The 15,681-nt window shown below is 49.0% G+C and carries 14 protein-coding genes and 1 riboswitch; of the genes, 10 read left to right on the top strand and 4 right to left on the bottom strand.

Annotated features, from left to right (window positions below):
* On the bottom strand, positions 1 to 211 hold a 211-nt coding region (locus VZT47_RS06625; RefSeq protein WP_330224186.1), incomplete at its 3' end, for a hypothetical protein.
* Between the two features lie 272 nt (positions 212 to 483).
* Between VZT47_RS06625 and VZT47_RS06620 the strand changes: the two genes are divergently transcribed.
* Entirely contained in the window at positions 484 to 885 is a 402-nt protein-coding gene (locus tag VZT47_RS06620) for a pyridoxamine 5'-phosphate oxidase family protein (RefSeq protein WP_330224187.1), read from the top strand.
* 409 nt (positions 886 to 1,294) lie between these two features.
* Positions 1,295 to 2,737, top strand: coding sequence for a nicotinate phosphoribosyltransferase (locus tag VZT47_RS06615; RefSeq protein WP_330224185.1), 1,443 nt, complete (start codon positions 1,295 to 1,297; stop codon positions 2,735 to 2,737).
* A 643-nt stretch (positions 2,738 to 3,380) separates the two neighbouring features.
* On the opposite strand, the gene VZT47_RS06610 is transcribed toward VZT47_RS06615, so the two are convergent.
* The 3 genes from VZT47_RS06610 to VZT47_RS06600 all read right to left on the bottom strand — a co-directional run bounded on the left by VZT47_RS06610 (position 3,381) and on the right by VZT47_RS06600 (position 7,855).
* Positions 3,381 to 4,535, bottom strand: coding sequence for an aminotransferase (locus VZT47_RS06610; RefSeq protein WP_330224184.1), 1,155 nt, complete (start codon positions 4,533 to 4,535; stop codon positions 3,381 to 3,383).
* A 27-nt stretch (positions 4,536 to 4,562) separates the two neighbouring features.
* Entirely contained in the window at positions 4,563 to 5,042 is a 480-nt protein-coding gene (locus tag VZT47_RS06605; protein ID WP_330224183.1) for a YbaK/EbsC family protein, read from the bottom strand.
* A gap of 662 nt (positions 5,043 to 5,704) precedes the next feature.
* Complete coding sequence (locus tag VZT47_RS06600) at positions 5,705 to 7,855, bottom strand: ATP-dependent helicase (protein WP_330224182.1); 2,151 nt, start codon at positions 7,853 to 7,855, stop codon at positions 5,705 to 5,707.
* Between the two features lie 785 nt (positions 7,856 to 8,640).
* Positions 8,641 to 8,724: riboswitch (ZMP/ZTP riboswitch) on the top strand.
* Positions 8,725 to 8,795: 71 nt separating this feature from the next.
* On the opposite strand from VZT47_RS06600, the gene VZT47_RS06595 reads away from it, so the two are divergent.
* From VZT47_RS06595 to VZT47_RS06560, 8 genes are all read left to right on the top strand, one after another.
* The gene (locus VZT47_RS06595) at positions 8,796 to 10,100 is read left to right on the top strand and encodes an L-lactate MFS transporter (RefSeq protein WP_330224181.1); all 1,305 of its coding nucleotides are present in this window, start codon (positions 8,796 to 8,798) and stop codon (positions 10,098 to 10,100) included.
* Positions 10,101 to 10,518: 418 nt separating this feature from the next.
* A complete protein-coding gene (locus VZT47_RS06590) occupies positions 10,519 to 10,845 on the top strand; it encodes a PadR family transcriptional regulator (RefSeq protein WP_330224180.1) in 327 nt (108 codons plus the stop codon).
* Entirely contained in the window at positions 10,838 to 11,431 is a 594-nt protein-coding gene (locus tag VZT47_RS06585) for a DUF1700 domain-containing protein (RefSeq protein ID WP_330224179.1), read from the top strand. The genes VZT47_RS06590 and VZT47_RS06585 overlap by 8 nt, the downstream gene beginning before the upstream one ends.
* Positions 11,428 to 11,775, top strand: coding sequence for a hypothetical protein (locus VZT47_RS06580; RefSeq protein ID WP_330224178.1), 348 nt, complete (start codon positions 11,428 to 11,430; stop codon positions 11,773 to 11,775). Before VZT47_RS06585 ends, VZT47_RS06580 begins: the two co-directional genes overlap by 4 nt.
* Before the next feature lie 78 nt (positions 11,776 to 11,853).
* The gene (locus VZT47_RS06575; RefSeq protein ID WP_330224177.1) at positions 11,854 to 12,252 is read left to right on the top strand and encodes a hypothetical protein; all 399 of its coding nucleotides are present in this window, start codon (positions 11,854 to 11,856) and stop codon (positions 12,250 to 12,252) included.
* A 199-nt stretch (positions 12,253 to 12,451) separates the two neighbouring features.
* Positions 12,452 to 12,658 carry a hypothetical protein gene (locus VZT47_RS06570; protein ID WP_330224176.1) on the top strand — a complete coding sequence of 69 codons (207 nt, stop codon included), beginning with the start codon at positions 12,452 to 12,454 and terminating at the stop codon, positions 12,656 to 12,658.
* A gap of 214 nt (positions 12,659 to 12,872) precedes the next feature.
* Complete coding sequence (locus VZT47_RS06565; RefSeq protein WP_330224175.1) at positions 12,873 to 13,826, top strand: glycosyltransferase family 2 protein; 954 nt, start codon at positions 12,873 to 12,875, stop codon at positions 13,824 to 13,826.
* A 222-nt stretch (positions 13,827 to 14,048) separates the two neighbouring features.
* Positions 14,049 to 15,242, top strand: coding sequence for a RuBisCO large subunit C-terminal-like domain-containing protein (locus VZT47_RS06560; RefSeq protein ID WP_330224174.1), 1,194 nt, complete (start codon positions 14,049 to 14,051; stop codon positions 15,240 to 15,242).
* Positions 15,243 to 15,681: the final 439 nt, after the last annotated feature.

The raw sequence follows: 15,681 nt of genomic DNA, 5'->3' as shown, positions 1-15,681 counted from the left end.
GGTTCCCAGAATTCCGGGACATACTGATCAATCGGCAGCAGAAATCGTAATGAGCGTATGCTTCTCGTGAGACATAGTAAGGTGCCGGGGTGGCTGATTGGTCGGATATTTCCATGACCTTTCGGTTGAGGAGGACTTGTTCTGTTGTAAAATATTGTGAAAAAATTTCACCGCGCGGTAATTGGAGTTTCTGAAAATCATCTGAATCCATCTCTCCGCCGGTTCGATCGATTGTGTACATCCGGGTGATGAGGGATTTCTTCAGGGGCCCTTTCATTCGCTCCACCGGTATAGTAGCAAAAAACGGGATTTGTATCATTAGAATTTTATTAAACTTTTAAAAAGAGCTGCCTATGAAACTCCGTTTCAAGAACCGGACTCTTGCGGAATCCATCTCCATTCTTCCCAAACTTTGTCATCCATTGTACAATAGGATAAGAAACAATCGGAAAATTAGTTTTCAAAGGAGTGATTGTTTTGGACGTGAAAAAAATTCTGGAATACCTGAGGGAATGTAAAGTCTTTTATATGGCTACCGTTTCCGGACTCACCCCGCGGGTGCGTCCCATGAGCGGCGTCTGCGTGGCTGAGGGAAAACTGTGGTTTTTCATGCGGAAAACGTCGGAGCTTTATCGTGAAATCAAAGTCAATCCGAGAGTGGAAATTTCCGCTCTCCATCCGGATAAATCCTGGATTTCCATCCGCGGCAGACTCTCCGAGTCGGATGATTCCGAAATGGTCCGCACCATGTGGAAAGCCTGCCGGGACGATATCCGGGACCTCTATGGCATTACGGAAGAGGAAATGGCCGTTTTCTCCCTGGAAGACGGAAGTGTACAGCTGAAAGACAGGATTGAGGGGAGTGTCAAGAGGACGACCTGCTGAGGGTGCGGGGAGGAAGCTGTAAGTAAGATAAACTTTTGTACCGGGAATTGTCGGGAATCCCGGGAATGGTCGGGATTGTCGGGAAGGTGCCGCCCTGATGGGCGGCGAATATATATGGGGCCGACACGGACATGGCGCGGGTCGGCGTGTGTAAAAATTATAAAACGCTGCCGCTTTTTTCTGCTGCGCCGCACCACCCCGATAGTCCCGATATCCCCGAAACGAATCCCGATATTTCCGAGACAAAAGTTTCCGGCTTTTAAAGTTATCTTTTTCAAAACAGTCTTGCTTTGAATCTCCAATTCACCCTGACTATTTCCATAAAGACGTGTTATAATAATACCCATATATATTGTCTTGACAGTAAGTAACGGACAATGAAATAGAATCATCATCAAGGGAGGACATTATGTCAGCGAATGGTTTGATTACCGATTTATACCAGCTCACCATGACCAATGCGCTTTTCAAGAAGGGCATGCATGAGAGAAAGGTGGTATTTGACCGTTTTTACCGTCAGAATCCATTTAGTGGCGGCTATACCGTCGTAGCCGGTTTGGCCCATCTGGTGGATTTCGTAAAGAATTTCACCTATTCGAAAGAAGATATCGATTACCTCCGGAGTCTCAACATTTTCTATCCGGAATTTCTGGATTACCTTGCCAATTTCCATTTCACAGGAAATATTTATGCCATGCCGGAAGGCACCGTGGCTTTCCCGGGAGAACTGCTGCTCCGTTTCGAAGGGACGACCGTGGAAGCCATGATTCTGGAAACCGGACTTTCCATGATTATGAACCATGAAAGCCTGATTGCCACGAAATGCCGCCGCGTTCGGACCGTGGCTCCAAACGATGCGCTCATGGAATTTGGCCTTCGCCGGGCCCAGGGGCATTCCGCAGGACTCTGGGGTGCCCGGGCAGCCATGATTGGCGGTTTCAACGGCACTTCCAATGTGGAAGCAGGAAAACTTTTCCATATTCCCGTCCTCGGAACCATGGCCCATTCCTGGGTCATGAGCTTTGAAAATGAACTGGACGCTTTTGAAGAATATGTGCGCCAGTACCATGACAATCTGATCCTTCTGGCCGATACCTACAATGTACTGGAACTGGGCGTTCCCCATGCGATCCAGGTATTCAAAGAACTGAAGGCCAAAGGAAAGCTTCCGAAGAAATACGGGATCCGTATCGACAGCGGGGATCTCAATTACCTCTCCCAGGAAGCATCCCACATGTTTGCGGAAGCCGGTTTCCCGGATGCCATTATTTCCGGTTCCAATGATCTGGATGAATACCTGATCCAGACACTGAAAGAACAGGGCTGCACCGTCACCAGCTGGGGCGTAGGGACAAAAATCATTACGGCTGACGGCACTTCTGCCCTGGGCGGGGTATTCAAAATGAGTGCCCGCGAAAAGGATGGAACCTTCGAACCGGTGATGAAAATTTCCAATGACGTCAGCAAGATGACAAACCCCGGCATCAAGACAGTTTACCGTTTCTATAAAAAGAAAACGGGCAAGATGATTACCGATCTCGTCTGCCTGAAAGATGAACCGGTGCCCTCCGGCAATTTCACCCTTGTCACCGAAGCGGCCAAATGGCGCAAAAAGACTCTGGAAGAAGGGACTTATACAGTCAAAGAAATGCTGAAGCCCGTCATCCTGAATGGTAAAGCCGTCGAACTTCCGACGCTTGGGGAAACGATGGATTACGCCAATAAACAGATGGAGCTCCTCTGGCCGGAATACACAAGACTTTACATGCCTCATGCCATGGAAATCAATCTCTCGCCAAAACTGCAGGACCTGAAAGCAAGGATTATCGATGAGGATCTGAAGAAAATCTGAGGCTTTGAGTTTTTGGGTAGTTACTTTGGCCTGAGTCACATACGGTATTCGTGAGTCAGCCTCACCACGGCGAGCCCCGATATTGTCTATTTCGAAGTTTCGTGATTCGTGGTTCGTGATTCGTGAAGGTGGCGGCGCTGATGCGCCGCCGCTTATTTATTGGGACTTTGCACAGGCGGGGTTGAAAAGCCCGTTCAGAGATAAATGAGTGCCAGGCGCTTCCCGGAATCATATGGTAGAGATCACTCAAGTCGAAACGTAAAAGCCCTCCCAGGCTTGGGAGGGTGCCTGAGCGCAGCGAAGGCGGGTGGGTCGTACTGCAGATACAAGAGGAAAATGAATCTTGAAGGTATGAGTCTTTTGGCAGTTACTGCGAGTAGAGTCACATTCGGTTTTCGGGAGTTAGCCTCACCTCGGCACGCCCCTGTCTTGACAATATCGAGATTTCGGGGTGCGGGGTTCGGGAAGGTGGAGCCCCTGATGGGGCGCTGTTTTTTATGGGGACTTTGCACAGGCGGGGTGAAAAGCCTGTATTGGGGAATCAATCAGACAATTTTCTTATTAAAAAGCCCGCTTCATTTCTGAAGCGGGTCTTTCTATGGTATTCATTCTGAGAACTGAAAACTGGTAACTAACTGAACAACTAACGGTTAACGACTCCTACTCCTTCTTTTTCCAGAATTTTGAAGAATTCGCTCACCGCAGCGAGTCCTTTTTTGAGGATTTCCGGATCGTGGGCATAGCCGACCCGTATGGAGCGGGGTTCGTCGAAACAGTCTCCGGGCACATTGAAGGCTCCTGTTTCATAGTACATCCGCTGGCAGAAAAGGCGGGAGGGAATGTACATATCGTAATAAACGAGGGCCATAGTCCCTGCTTTGGGTTTCACAAAGGATACGTGGGGTTCGTTTTTGACCCAGTCTTCCAGAATGGGCAGGTTGTGACGGACGATTTCCTGATTCCGTTTCAGAATTTTTTCTTTATGCTGAAGGGCCAGGGCGGCAATGGTTTCATCGAAAAGTCCGCAGGAAACAAGGTCATAGTCCCGTACCCGTTTGAACTGGGAGAGGGCCAGTCTGTCTCTGGTCGCGAGCCAGCCGAGACGAAGGCCGGCGAGAGAAAAGGCTTTGGACATGGAACCGGTGGCAATTCCTTTTTCATACAGGTCGGCCACGGAGGGGCAGGTATCCTCATCTTCCTGGGAAACACCGGCATACACTTCATCGCAGAGAATATAGGCACCGGATGCGCGGGCGATTTCCACGATTTCTTTCATGATATCTTCCGAAATGAGGGAGCCCGTGGGGTTATTCGGATTGTTCAGGGCAATCATTCTGACTCCGTGAGCACAGGCCAGGCGGAGTTCATCCAGATCCGGCATATAGTGATTTTCTTTTTTCAGATGCAGCACGGTGACCTGGGCGCCCAGGGACCGGGGAGCGGAGTAAAATTGCTGGTAGCTTGGCGTAAAGGCCACGACCCGGTCTCCGGGACGGATGAGGGAGAAGAAAATATGCTGGTTTCCGCCGGTAGCGCCGTGTTCGGTGAGGATGTTTTCCGGGGAAATATGGTCATAGAGCTTTGCGATTTCTTCTTTTACGAGAGCGCTGCCCCAAATGGTGCCGTAGCTCTGTTCCCGCTGAAAGAATTTTTCCATGAATTCATTCCGGTCGGCCCCGGCCAGGTCGAAAAGTTCCTGAAGCGTCAGGGGCTTTGCACAGGTATCGGTAATGTTGTAGGTCGCGTTTTCTTCGAACCGGTCCATCCAGTCTTCTACGCCGAATTGTTCAACGATCATTCTTTGTCTCCGTGGAAATAGGGGAAATTATTCTTCGGTCTGCCAGTTCTTGCAGACATCTACCCAGCCCAGGGACTTTGCATATTTTGCCAGTTCCTCTACATGAAGTCTCACGGCACTGTGATCGGTGCCGGCTGCAGGATAGACGATATCGAACCGTTTCAGGGATACGTCCAGATAGACGGGAGTGCCTTCGGGCAGGCAGAAGGGGCAGACTCCTCCGGGACGGTGTCCGATGTATTTTTCGCAGTCTGCGCCGGGAATCATTTTTGCCTTTTTGTGGAAAGTTTCTTTATATTTGTGGTTATCAATCCTGGCATCTCCGGCTACCACGATAATCAGGGGTTTGTCATCGATGAGGAAAGACATGGTCTTTGCAATCCGGGCTTCTTCCGTTCCCAGCGCCCGGGCTGCGAGCGTTACGGTGGCTGAAGAATCTTTCAGGTCGATGCAGCAATCGCCCATACCAAAAGTTTCAAAATATGCTTTCACTCGTTCGAACGACATGGCTTCCTCCTGTGGTCAATAATATGTTTACTATATCATGATTTAAGGGGCATGGCAAGGATGGAGGACGTTCATTTTTCTGGAAATATGGAAAACGTTCCAAAGAGCGGATTTCGGACTTGGGATTTCGGATTTCGGGAAGGTGTGCCGCTTTCGCGGCACGAGTATTTATGGGGACGATCCTCAAATGGCATGATAACCAGTAACTTCAATGTGCAGTTTATCGGGGTGCGGGGTGCGGGATGCGGGGCGCGGGAAGGTGGCGGCCTTTGGCCGCAAGTTTATATGGGGCCTTTGGCTTCCGATTGGTTTGGCCTTATCAGGGCAGGAGGAATTGGGGATTAGGGCTTGGGGATTAGGGAAGGTGGCGGACGTAAAATTTATAAAGTCCGCCAATTCATATTTTAACCTCGTCTTCTGTATGCTGCCTTGCGATGATGATAGAAGATAAAACTCTGCGGCGCTCATTTACTGATGCGCCGGACCTTCCCGATAGCCCCGGGAATCCCGAAATGATTCCCGATATCCCCGAAACAAAAGCTTTGAAAGCATAGAGTTTCCTTGTGAACTTTCAGCTTTTGGAAGAGATACAATATAAAAGGGCCTGCGTCATTTCTGATGCAGGCCCACATTCTTTAATTACTGACTGCTAACGGCTATTCTCACAATTTCGAGAGTCTTGCCCGGAAGGCGATGTCTCTTGTGGTATTCATATTGTCGAATCGGATGGAGTAGGAGTTTCCGCTTTCATCCACGTTTTCAATGGTCCCCGGGCCGAAAACGGGGTGGCGCACCCTGGTGCCTTTTTCAAAATGGGAGGGCGCTTCATCGTCTTTGAGGTATTGGGCGGTCCTGTCTACGTAGGCTTTTCCTGCTTTGTAGAGGGATTCATTGATGGCGGGGTCAAAAGAGAGGTATTTCCTGTCTATATCCATAATGAACCGGGAGGGGAAACGGGGCGTGCCGTCCAGATTGGTTCCTTCCGCTTCGGTGAGGTAGAGCCGTTTCTGTGCCCTGGTGAGGGCGACAAAGGCGAGGCGCCTCTCTTCTTCCATGGCCCGTTTTGTCTTTGTCCTTCGGGAAGGGAAAATGCCTTCATTCATGGCGCAGAGGAAAACTACCGGAAATTCCAGACCTTTGGCGGTATGGATGGTCATGAGTTTGACCCGGTCTTCCCCCGGCGAGCGGTCCATATTGGAGAAAAGGGCGGCGTGTTCGAGGTAATCGGAAATGGAAGTTTCTTCACCGGCCGTGGTTTCGTATTCAAAAATGGACTGCTTCAGCTCTGCCAGATTGTCCAGCCTTTCCTGGCTCCCTTCAGTGCGGAGCATTTTTTCGTAGCCGCTTTCGTCCAGGATGGCGGAAAGGACTTCGGAAACCTGACGGCCTACGCTGTCTTTGGTGAAATATTCGATGAGTTCGATGAAATCTCCGGCCTTTGTTCGCTTGAAGACGGGGTCATCTATATATTTCTGCAGGGTTTCATAGAGGGAGAGATTTTCTTCCTTTGCCTTCTGCTGGAGGAATTCCATGCGGGTCCGGCCTATATTTCTTTTCGGCTGGTTCACGATGCGCCGGAAGGCCATGTCATCTTTGTAGGCAATCATCCGGAGGTAGCAGAGGGCATCCTTGATTTCCATTCTGTCAAAAAACTGGGTGCCGCTGTAAATGGTATAGGGGACCTTTGCCTTGAGGAGCGCTTCTTCCAGATTCCGGGTCACGTAATGGGCCCGGTAGAGGAGGGAAATATCTCCGTAGGGGGTGCCTGCTTCGTGAAGTTTTTTGATTTCCTCAGAAATACGCTTCGCCTCTTCTCCCGCATTGGCACAGGGGAAACAGGTGACGGCGGGGCCCTTTTCCTGATGGGAAATCAGGTCCTTTTTCATGCGGGCTTCGTTTTTATCGATGAGGGAATTGGCGGCATCAAGAATTTCCGGGGTGGACCGGTAATTGTCATTCATGAAGATGGTCTTCACCTTTGGAAATTCCCGGTGAAAGTGAAGAAGATACCGGATATCCGCGCCCCGCCAGGTATAAATGGTCTGGTCCGGGTCGCCTACCACGAAAAGATTGTGATGATAACCGCAGAGGACTTTCATCAGTTTGTACTGGAGGGGATCGATATCCTGAAATTCATCGATCATGATGTATTCCAGCCGCTTCTGCCACTTCAGTCTGATTTCTTCATTCTGTTCAAAAATATAGAGGGTGAATTTGATGAGATCGTTATAGTCCAGGGCAAAGCATTTCTTTTCCTGATAAAGGTAGCCATAGAAAATGACGTCTTCCACGGTGAGGGCTTTGTGGTACTTTTCATAGAGCACCGAAAGGGGCATGGCGATCATGTCTTTGTAATAGTCCGGCTGCCATACGCATTTTTTCATTTCAATCATGTCCCGGGCTTTGTTGAAGGGCATGTCCCGGAGGGTGAGGCCCATTTCTTCATAAATCATCTGGAGCATGTCATCGATATCAGAATTGTCGATGACCAGGAAATTTTTCGGGTAGGATACGGCATGGCTGTCTTCCTGGAGCACGGAAACGCAGAATCCGTGGAACGTATTGATATAGCCCGTATCATCGTCTCCCGTGAGCTGATGGATGCGGCGTGCCATTTCCCGGGCCGATTTATTCGTGAAAGTGACGCAGAGAATGTGGCCGGGAAGGATCCCCAGCTCCTCCACCAGGTAGGCAAACCGGTAAGAAAGGGCCCGGGTCTTCCCCGACCCGGCTCCCGCAATGACCCGCACATATCCTTCCGTGGTGGTTACTGCTTCTTTCTGACGATCATTGAGCTTGTCCCAGATATCCATAAAAGCCTCCATTCTGGCATCGAACTTTTATTCTTATTATACTATACTGTGTCATTCCTGGGAAATGGAATAGAGTGTACATTTTTCTGAATCGTTCTTCGTGATTCGTGATTCGTTCTTCGTGAAGGTGGCGGCCTTTGGCCGCAGTTTTTTATGGAGCCTTCGGCTCTCGAACAGCATGAAAGGGAAGTCGAAGATTTTTAAGGGAAACTGCAGGCGGGAAAACTTTTGAATCGGGGGTGTCGAGACTGTCGGGAGTGTCGGGGCTGTCGGGAAGGTGGCGGCCTTTGGCCGCAGTTTTTTATGGAGCCTTCGGCTCTCATCGGGCATGTATATGGTTTGACTCCAATTGGTGATTATTTTTCAACATTTTCCGCATACCGGTAGTACACTTCTTTCCCCGCCTGCGGCGGGAGCTTCCTCAAGGGGGCAGGGAGGATATTGACGCTGCGATAGGTGTCATTAACCATTAACCTCAATGTGCAGCTGCCCAAATGAATAGCAAGAAAGTCAGGTGGACGGATTCCATTAACCCCAATGTACAGTTTTTCCACAAGAATGACCGGAAAGTCCGCGGATGAAACCCCATTAACCCCAATGCTCAGTTTCCCGCGACTTATGGCATTACGGCCTCTGCGAACTGATAACTGATACCTATTACCCATTAGCTATAGCCTTCATCTTGTATACAAGAATCTTTCTATACCACAATATATTGATAAACTTTATAAAAACTTTTTCTTGACACCAGCTCTATTTCCATGATATAGTGAATGCACAATTGAAAGGACCCCCGGGACTGACGGATTTGTGGAATTGACCACATGGACCGGGGATTCCTGATTCGGCCGACCGTCTGGGCAGGGAAACCTGAACAGGCGGTCTTTGCGTCTCTCGGTTTCCCTTCATTTAAAGCATGGCTTTGTGGAGGGATTCGAAAATGAAGAAAAATCGATGGTTGATTGCCCTGGCAGCAGTCGGAGTTCACATTTGTATCGGCAGTGTCTATGCATGGAGCGTATTGACGAAACCGGTGATGGAAACAATGGGACTTACCCTTTCCGAAACGACCTGGGCTTTTTCTATTGCCATTCTCTTTCTGGGGATGTCTGCCGGTTTTCTGGGCAGCATCGTGGAAAGACTGGGACCATCCCGGTCCGGCCTTGTTTCTGCCGCTTTCTTTGGTACCGGCCTTCTGGGGACGGCGCTGGCTATTCATCTCCATTCGGCAGCTCTTCTCTATATTTTCTATGGCTGCATCGGAGGGATCGGTCTTGGGACCGGGTATATCACCCCTGTTTCCACCCTTGTGAAATGGTTCCCCCGGCACCGGGGTTTTGCGACAGGCCTGGCTATCATGGGTTTTGGTTTTGCGGCTCTTGTGGCAGGACCTCTCATGCGTTTCCTCACCGATAATTACGGTCTTGTCACCAATTTCCTGGTGGTCGGTATTGTCTATGCCCTGATTATTTCCATTTCCGCATCCTATCTCCGTCCGCCGAGAAAGGGCGAAATTCCCATGATGCTGGAAGAAGTACTTCGCAAAGAAGCGGCCAAAGGCCATAAACGCACCGTGGTGGGCCCCCAGATGACCCGGAAAGAAGCGATGCATACCTGGAAATGGTATGCTCTCTGGTGGATTTTCTTCACCAATATTACCTGCGGCATCGGACTTCTTGCCGTAGCTTCTCCCATGGCCCAGGAAGTCATCGGAATGACTCCGATTGAAGCAGCCTCTCTCGTAGGAATTATCGGGATTGTAAATGGTGCGGGCCGTATCGTATGGTCCACGATTTCTGACTGGATCGGCCGCGGTGTGACTTACATGGTTTTCTTTGCCGTTGAAGTATGGGCTTTCTACCAGCTTTCCATGACTACGGAAGGCCTCATTTTCCAGGCACTGGTTCTGCTCATCATTTCCTGCTATGGAGGCGGATTCTCCTGCATGCCGGCCTTCCTTTCCGATATTTTCGGTGTCCGGCAGCTGGCTTCCATTCATGGTTCCATTCTGACCGCCTGGGGCATTGCCGGCGTGGCAGGTCCTCTTATCCTTGCGTTCATGAAGGAAAATACCGGCGGCTACTCTGCTACCCTTCATCTTTTTGCCGGCATGCTGGCCCTGGCTTTCGTGATTTCCACCTTCCTCCGCTGGAGAAATGAAGTGGACAAGAGGAAATATGCATCTCTGGAGAAGAAAGATACTTCCGTGAATGGAAATATCGTGAAGCTTTCCTCTCAGGCCTGATTTGATGGATTGTGTCATTGTCTGAATCGTTTTTCGTTTTTCGTTCTTCGTTGTTCGTGAATGTGGCGCCCCTGATGGGGCGCTATTTTTTATGGGAATTTTGCACAGACGGAGGTCAGAAGCTTTAAATGGGAATGCTCCCTCCCTTCTTCTTCTTTTGCGGCTTGAAGATCGTGCGCGCAGCACACTATATGATTGGTTCGGACAGCCCCATATCCTTCACGAAGAACGAACAACGAATCACGAAGAACGATTCATGACAGTTGACTAAAACGATTGTCTCAAAAGTTTCTATGAAATTTAATTTAGTACCTTGCAATACAAAGTACTTTGTGATATATTGTTACCAGCAGAAATCAACCAGTGGTCAATTCCCACAGATTTCTTTCATATATTTTCACAGAAGAAAGGACGTGCCATGAATATCCAGCTGAAGAAAGGCGTCATGGAGATCGTGGTTCTGTCGATGCTCAGAAGGAAAGACTACTATGGCTACGAACTGGTGACCGATATTTCCAGATATATCGAAATGTCGGAAGGGACGATCTACCCGCTCCTGAACCGGTTCAAGAAAGACGGCCTCGTAGCCACGTACCTGGCAGAATCCCACAATGGTCCCCCGAGAAAGTACTACCGCATCACCGATACGGGTAGAGAAGAATTTACAGAATCATTGAAAGAATGGACGGAATTCAATAAGGCCGTCAAAAAAATTTTAGCCGAAGGAGGCGATCTCCATGAATAAGACAGAATTCTTAGACCTGCTCCGGTACTATTTCCGGAATGCAAGGAAATCGGAAGTGGAAGAAATCCTTTCCGACTATGAAGCTCATTTTGAAGAAGGCAAGAAACAGGGCCTTTCCGAAGAGGAAATCGCCAGAGAACTGGGAAGCCCGAAAGATATTTATGAATCCTATCAGTCCGAAGGGGTGGTCGATGAAAAATCCGATACCCTGAAGGATACGGCGGTAAGCGCAGCAAAAACGGCTCAGGAAAAAGCAGAAAAAGCCTGGGACGGGGTAAGTCCCCATCTTCCGGAAGCCGCAGAAACTACGGCAAAACTGACAGCCAAACTTTTAACCGCAGCAGGAATTCTTACAGGAGTCATCATTTTAGCGGCCACAGCTCTGGTCATTGCCCTTCTTTCTGCCAATTTCACTCCTTTCCATGGTATGCCGCCGCTGCCGAGATTCAGCACTCTGACTCTCATGAGCGCAGGAGGTTTTGGACTTTTCTCCGCCCTTTCCATTTACTTCATCGCAAGGGAAGGAGCCCTGGCCATCGAAAGCAGGCTCACCGGCAAAGGCGGGAAGGATGGTGCTGATTCATGAAAAAGATTATCATCAGTATTTCCCTTTCCATCATCTGCCTGGTGGTCGGAATCTTTTCTTTCCTCACGAATGACCTTACCGCCTACCATCACTGGATGAGCGAAAATGGTCCGAGGATTATGGAAAATTTCCGAAAGGATAAAGGAAACAGCAGGAAAGATGACCGCCGGGACCGGGAAGAATTTAAAAGGGATTCGAGAGATGACCGGGACCGCCGGGGACCGATGAAAAGGCCTGATGACAGCAGAGATCATCAGGGAACCATGATGGGACCGAATGATGGTCACCATCAGGGACCGGGAATGAATCGTTCACAGGAAAATCAGACAGAAGGAAATAAATAATTCATCTATACTGACGGTCAATTTGGTATAATAGGCATAGAATGTTTTGCGTAAGACCGCAGAAAGTGAGGAAATTTTATGAAGAAATTAAATACCCTTGTGATTGCAGCCCTGACTGCCCTGACTCTTTCCGGCGGCGTATTCTATGCCCAGCCTGTTTCCGCTGCTGATCAGGGTAACCAGGTCAAACAGGAACAGCAGAAGCTGACCAAAGCCGAAAAGAAGGCGCAGAAAGAAGCCCTGAAGAGAGAAAAGAAAGCACAGAAGGAAGCTCTCAAGAAGGAAAAAGCCCTTAAAAAGCAGAAAAAGGATGACCAGAAAGTCGAGCAGCAGGGACCACAGCGCAAGCTGAAACCCTGGGAAGAAAAGTATTATGAACAGCATCCGGAATTCAGAGAAAGGGATGCAAAGAAAGGCAAGCCGGACAACGGAAGAAACAAGGAAGACGAAGACGGCATCACCTGGCACCAGATCTGATCTGACTTGAAAGAAATATGGACTTTTAACAGGCAGCAGATTCCAGGCGGGAGCTGTGAGAGATAGAGATGGTATCCATTGCAGCCTTTCAGTAAATTGAAAATATTCAATCAAAACTGACCATTTGGATCTGCTGCTTTTAACATACACTGAAATAGACGAAAATCATGAAATTTGCTTCAAAAAGGAGTCTATGATTATGAGAAACCTGAAGAAACACCTTCTCTATACACTCTCCATTCTGGCCCTGGGCACAGGAATCCTGACCCTGGGAAATACAGCTTTTGCCGCGGAAGCCCGGAGTAATGAATCTCCTGCAGCAGGAAGGGATTACCGGATCGCCCTGAAGGAGGCCAGAGAGCAGGGAAATAAAGACGTCGTTCCCCAGGCTATTGACAAGAAATAAAAATTTCAGATGCAGAAAAGGGGCCCGGGCCCTTTTTTGATTTAAGAAAAGTTTAGAAATCCTTCAAAGGAAATGCACTTTCCAAAGTTATGATAGCGAAAGCCAATGGTCAGACTGATTGACAGCTGACTGCCAATCTTTAATCAATGCGGTCCGCCGCCTGCATATGTGCTATAATATACATTGGCACAGAGCCAATCTGGGAGGATTATATATGATTTCAATCGTGACACCCGTATACAATGAAGAAGATAATGTGGTCTTCTTCCATGACGAAGTAACAAAAGTCATGGAAAAACAGGGAATGGACTATGAACTGATTTATGTCAATGATGGTTCCAGGGATAAGACGGACCTTCTCATTCATCAGCTTGCTTCCCATGATCCTCATGTACGGGCCCTCACTTTTGCCCGGAATTTCGGCCATCAGATCGCCATCACCTGCGGTATGGATTTTGCCCGGGGAGATGCAGTGATTACCATGGATGGAGATATGCAGCATCCGCCTGCCCTGATTCCGAAACTCATCGAAAAGTGGCAGGAAGGGTACGACATCGTGCAGACCATCCGGACTGCTACGGAAGATGCAGGATTTGTGAAGAAACTGACTTCTTCCGGTTACTATGCGGTGATTAATTCCATTTCCAATTCTCCCGTGGTCCCGGGGGGCTCTGATTTCCGGCTCATGGACCGGAAAGCCCTCAATGCGTTCCTGAAATTCCGCGAACATTCCCGTTTCATCCGGGGAATCGTGGGCGGTCTGGGCTTCAGACAGACCAGCATCGAATTCACCGCCCCTGCCCGTCATGCGGGTGTTTCCAAATTTTCCATGAAAAAAATGCTTCATTTTGCCATGGACGGCATCATTACAAATTCCACGGTCCCTCTCCGCATGGCTTTCTACATCGGTCTTCTGGCAGGCTTTGCAGGATTCCTGGTCATTCTCCATGTGCTCTGGTGCGTTCTCATGGGAGAAGCCGTACCGGGCTGGGCAACCATGACCATCCTGATTTCCATCTTTGGCGGACTGAACCTGATGTGCCTTGGCATTATTGGTGAATACCTGGGCCATGTTTTTGAGGAAACAAGAAACCGTCCGCTCTACTGGCTCTCTGATGATACCGCAGGCCATGAAGGAAATCCTTACAGGGAGACCCATGAAGAATGAAATCAAACGCTGCCATAATTATAAAAATATAAAACGGCTTACGTTATAAAAGTTATCAGTTATCAGTTCACAGTTCTCAGTGAAGGAAAGCCAACTGATTTACTTTCCGGTTTGCCGGCACTTAAGAAACCAAAAACTGATAACTGATAACTGCAGGCACAAAAGTTTTATTTCATGTTGTGCTCTCCAGTTATACAAAAGCTATAGTGAAAGGATAGAAATATGAGTGATATTCCATTTTTTCAGAGTGAACTTTTTGCAGAACTCAGTGAAGATTTGAAGGTATCTTCCCGTTTTACCGCTACTTACCGCATCGTGGCTTCCGATTATGAGGAGGCAAAGAAGCTGGCTTTCGATATTGCCGTGGAACAGACGGTGGAATGCCCCTATGAACTGGTGAAGGGCACTCCCATTGGGGAATCCATTGTGGGGCAGGTGGAAGAAATCAAAAAAGCACCGGAACCGGGCGCCTACTATGCCACCATTTCCTATGATCCCGAAGCCGTAGGCGATGAAATGGCAGAACTTCTCAATATGCTCTTTGGAAATACAAGCCTTCAGCCCGGCGTGAAACTCATGAGCTTCGAACTGCCGGAAGGCATGTATGACAATTATCCCGGACCGAGATTTGGCCGTGTAGGCCTCCGGGATCTCTGCGGTGTGCCGAGAGGACCCATTCTCATGTCTGCCATCAAACCGCTGGGACGGACTCCGAAGGAACTCTCCCAAATGGTGTATGACCTGGCCCTTGGCGGCTGCCCGATTATCAAAGATGATCACAGCCTTATGAATCAGAGCTATGCCCGGTTTGAAGAAAGAGTGCTCCAGTGCGTCATGGCCCTGGCTGATGCCAAAGAACAGACCGGAAAGAAATCCATGTATATCGCCAACTGTACCGCCGACGGACTCCAGTTCCTGGACCGGGCCTACAAGGCAAAAGAAATCGGCGCTGATGGCATTATGGCAGCTCCAGCCATTACCGGGTTTACCATGATCCGCGACCTGGCAAAAGACCCTGATTTCAACCTGCCGATTTTCCTCCACCCCTGCTTCTCCGGCTCTCTCGTGCTGGATGAAAATTCCGGTATTTCTCCTTTCTGCTATTACGGACAGCTTTCCCGCCTTGCCGGCGCCGATGCTGTCATTTTCACAAGCTTTGGAGGACGCTTCTCCTTCTCCACCGATACCTGCCAGAAAATCTGCGAAGGCACCATGGAAAAGATGGCTTACCTCCGCCCCAGCTTCCCCGTACCTTCCGGCGGCATGCGCTGGCAGCTCTTTAAACAGATGTACCAGGTCTATGGACCGGATACCATTTTCCTCGTAGGCGGAGCCCTCCAGACAGAAGGACCGAACCTCACGGACAATGTAAAATTCTTCCTGGACAAGCTCCATGAAGCCTGCGGGATGAACTGATTCGTTTCAGAAACCTGACTTTCCTTTGAAATGGAAATGGCCTGGTCAAGTGGTCAGTGAAAAGTGAAAAGTGGGCGCCGAATTCACAGGGCGCCCATTTTTTTATCCGGAAATCAAGAACTTTCTCTTTCAAAAGCAGTGGAATCGGGAGTGCCGGGGGATCGGGGATTATTTCAGAAATCCCGGGCCGATTACCCGTTAACCCCAATGTACAGCTTCTCAGGCGAAATGCCATTACAAATCCCAAAGATTTTCCAAAAGGCGAAAGTTTAATAAAATTCTAATGATACAAATCGCATTTTTTGCTACTATACCCATGGAAAACCGAAAAGGCCAAAGCAGAACCGCCCAAGTCCATCAATACCCGGGATGATGGAAAAGCGGGGATGCTTACATGTAAAAGGTTTTCTGCTGTACAGCTTTCCCGTTTACAAGGTTG

Source organism: Dialister sp. (genome assembly GCF_036343215.1).
In the GTDB taxonomy this organism is placed as follows: domain Bacteria; phylum Bacillota; class Negativicutes; order Veillonellales; family Dialisteraceae; genus Dialister.
This window is presented reverse-complemented; position numbering and strand designations above follow the sequence as displayed.

What these genes read in the sequence shown, in the direction of transcription:
- VZT47_RS06585 (WP_330224179.1), top strand. Translation starts at nt 10,838, where the DNA reads ATGAATAAGACAGAATTCTTAGACCTGCTCCGGTACTATTTCCGGAAT.
- VZT47_RS06610 (WP_330224184.1), bottom strand. Translation starts at nt 4,535, where the DNA reads ATGATCGTTGAACAATTCGGCGTAGAAGACTGGATGGACCGGTTCGAA.
- VZT47_RS06580 (WP_330224178.1), top strand. Translation starts at nt 11,428, where the DNA reads ATGAAAAAGATTATCATCAGTATTTCCCTTTCCATCATCTGCCTGGTG.
- VZT47_RS06570 (WP_330224176.1), top strand. Translation starts at nt 12,452, where the DNA reads ATGAGAAACCTGAAGAAACACCTTCTCTATACACTCTCCATTCTGGCC.
- VZT47_RS06600 (WP_330224182.1), bottom strand. Translation starts at nt 7,855, where the DNA reads ATGGATATCTGGGACAAGCTCAATGATCGTCAGAAAGAAGCAGTAACC.
- VZT47_RS06605 (WP_330224183.1), bottom strand. Translation starts at nt 5,042, where the DNA reads ATGTCGTTCGAACGAGTGAAAGCATATTTTGAAACTTTTGGTATGGGC.
- VZT47_RS06560 (WP_330224174.1), top strand. Translation starts at nt 14,049, where the DNA reads ATGAGTGATATTCCATTTTTTCAGAGTGAACTTTTTGCAGAACTCAGT.
- VZT47_RS06615 (WP_330224185.1), top strand. Translation starts at nt 1,295, where the DNA reads ATGTCAGCGAATGGTTTGATTACCGATTTATACCAGCTCACCATGACC.
- VZT47_RS06590 (WP_330224180.1), top strand. Translation starts at nt 10,519, where the DNA reads ATGAATATCCAGCTGAAGAAAGGCGTCATGGAGATCGTGGTTCTGTCG.
- VZT47_RS06595 (WP_330224181.1), top strand. Translation starts at nt 8,796, where the DNA reads ATGAAGAAAAATCGATGGTTGATTGCCCTGGCAGCAGTCGGAGTTCAC.
- VZT47_RS06565 (WP_330224175.1), top strand. Translation starts at nt 12,873, where the DNA reads ATGATTTCAATCGTGACACCCGTATACAATGAAGAAGATAATGTGGTC.
- VZT47_RS06575 (WP_330224177.1), top strand. Translation starts at nt 11,854, where the DNA reads ATGAAGAAATTAAATACCCTTGTGATTGCAGCCCTGACTGCCCTGACT.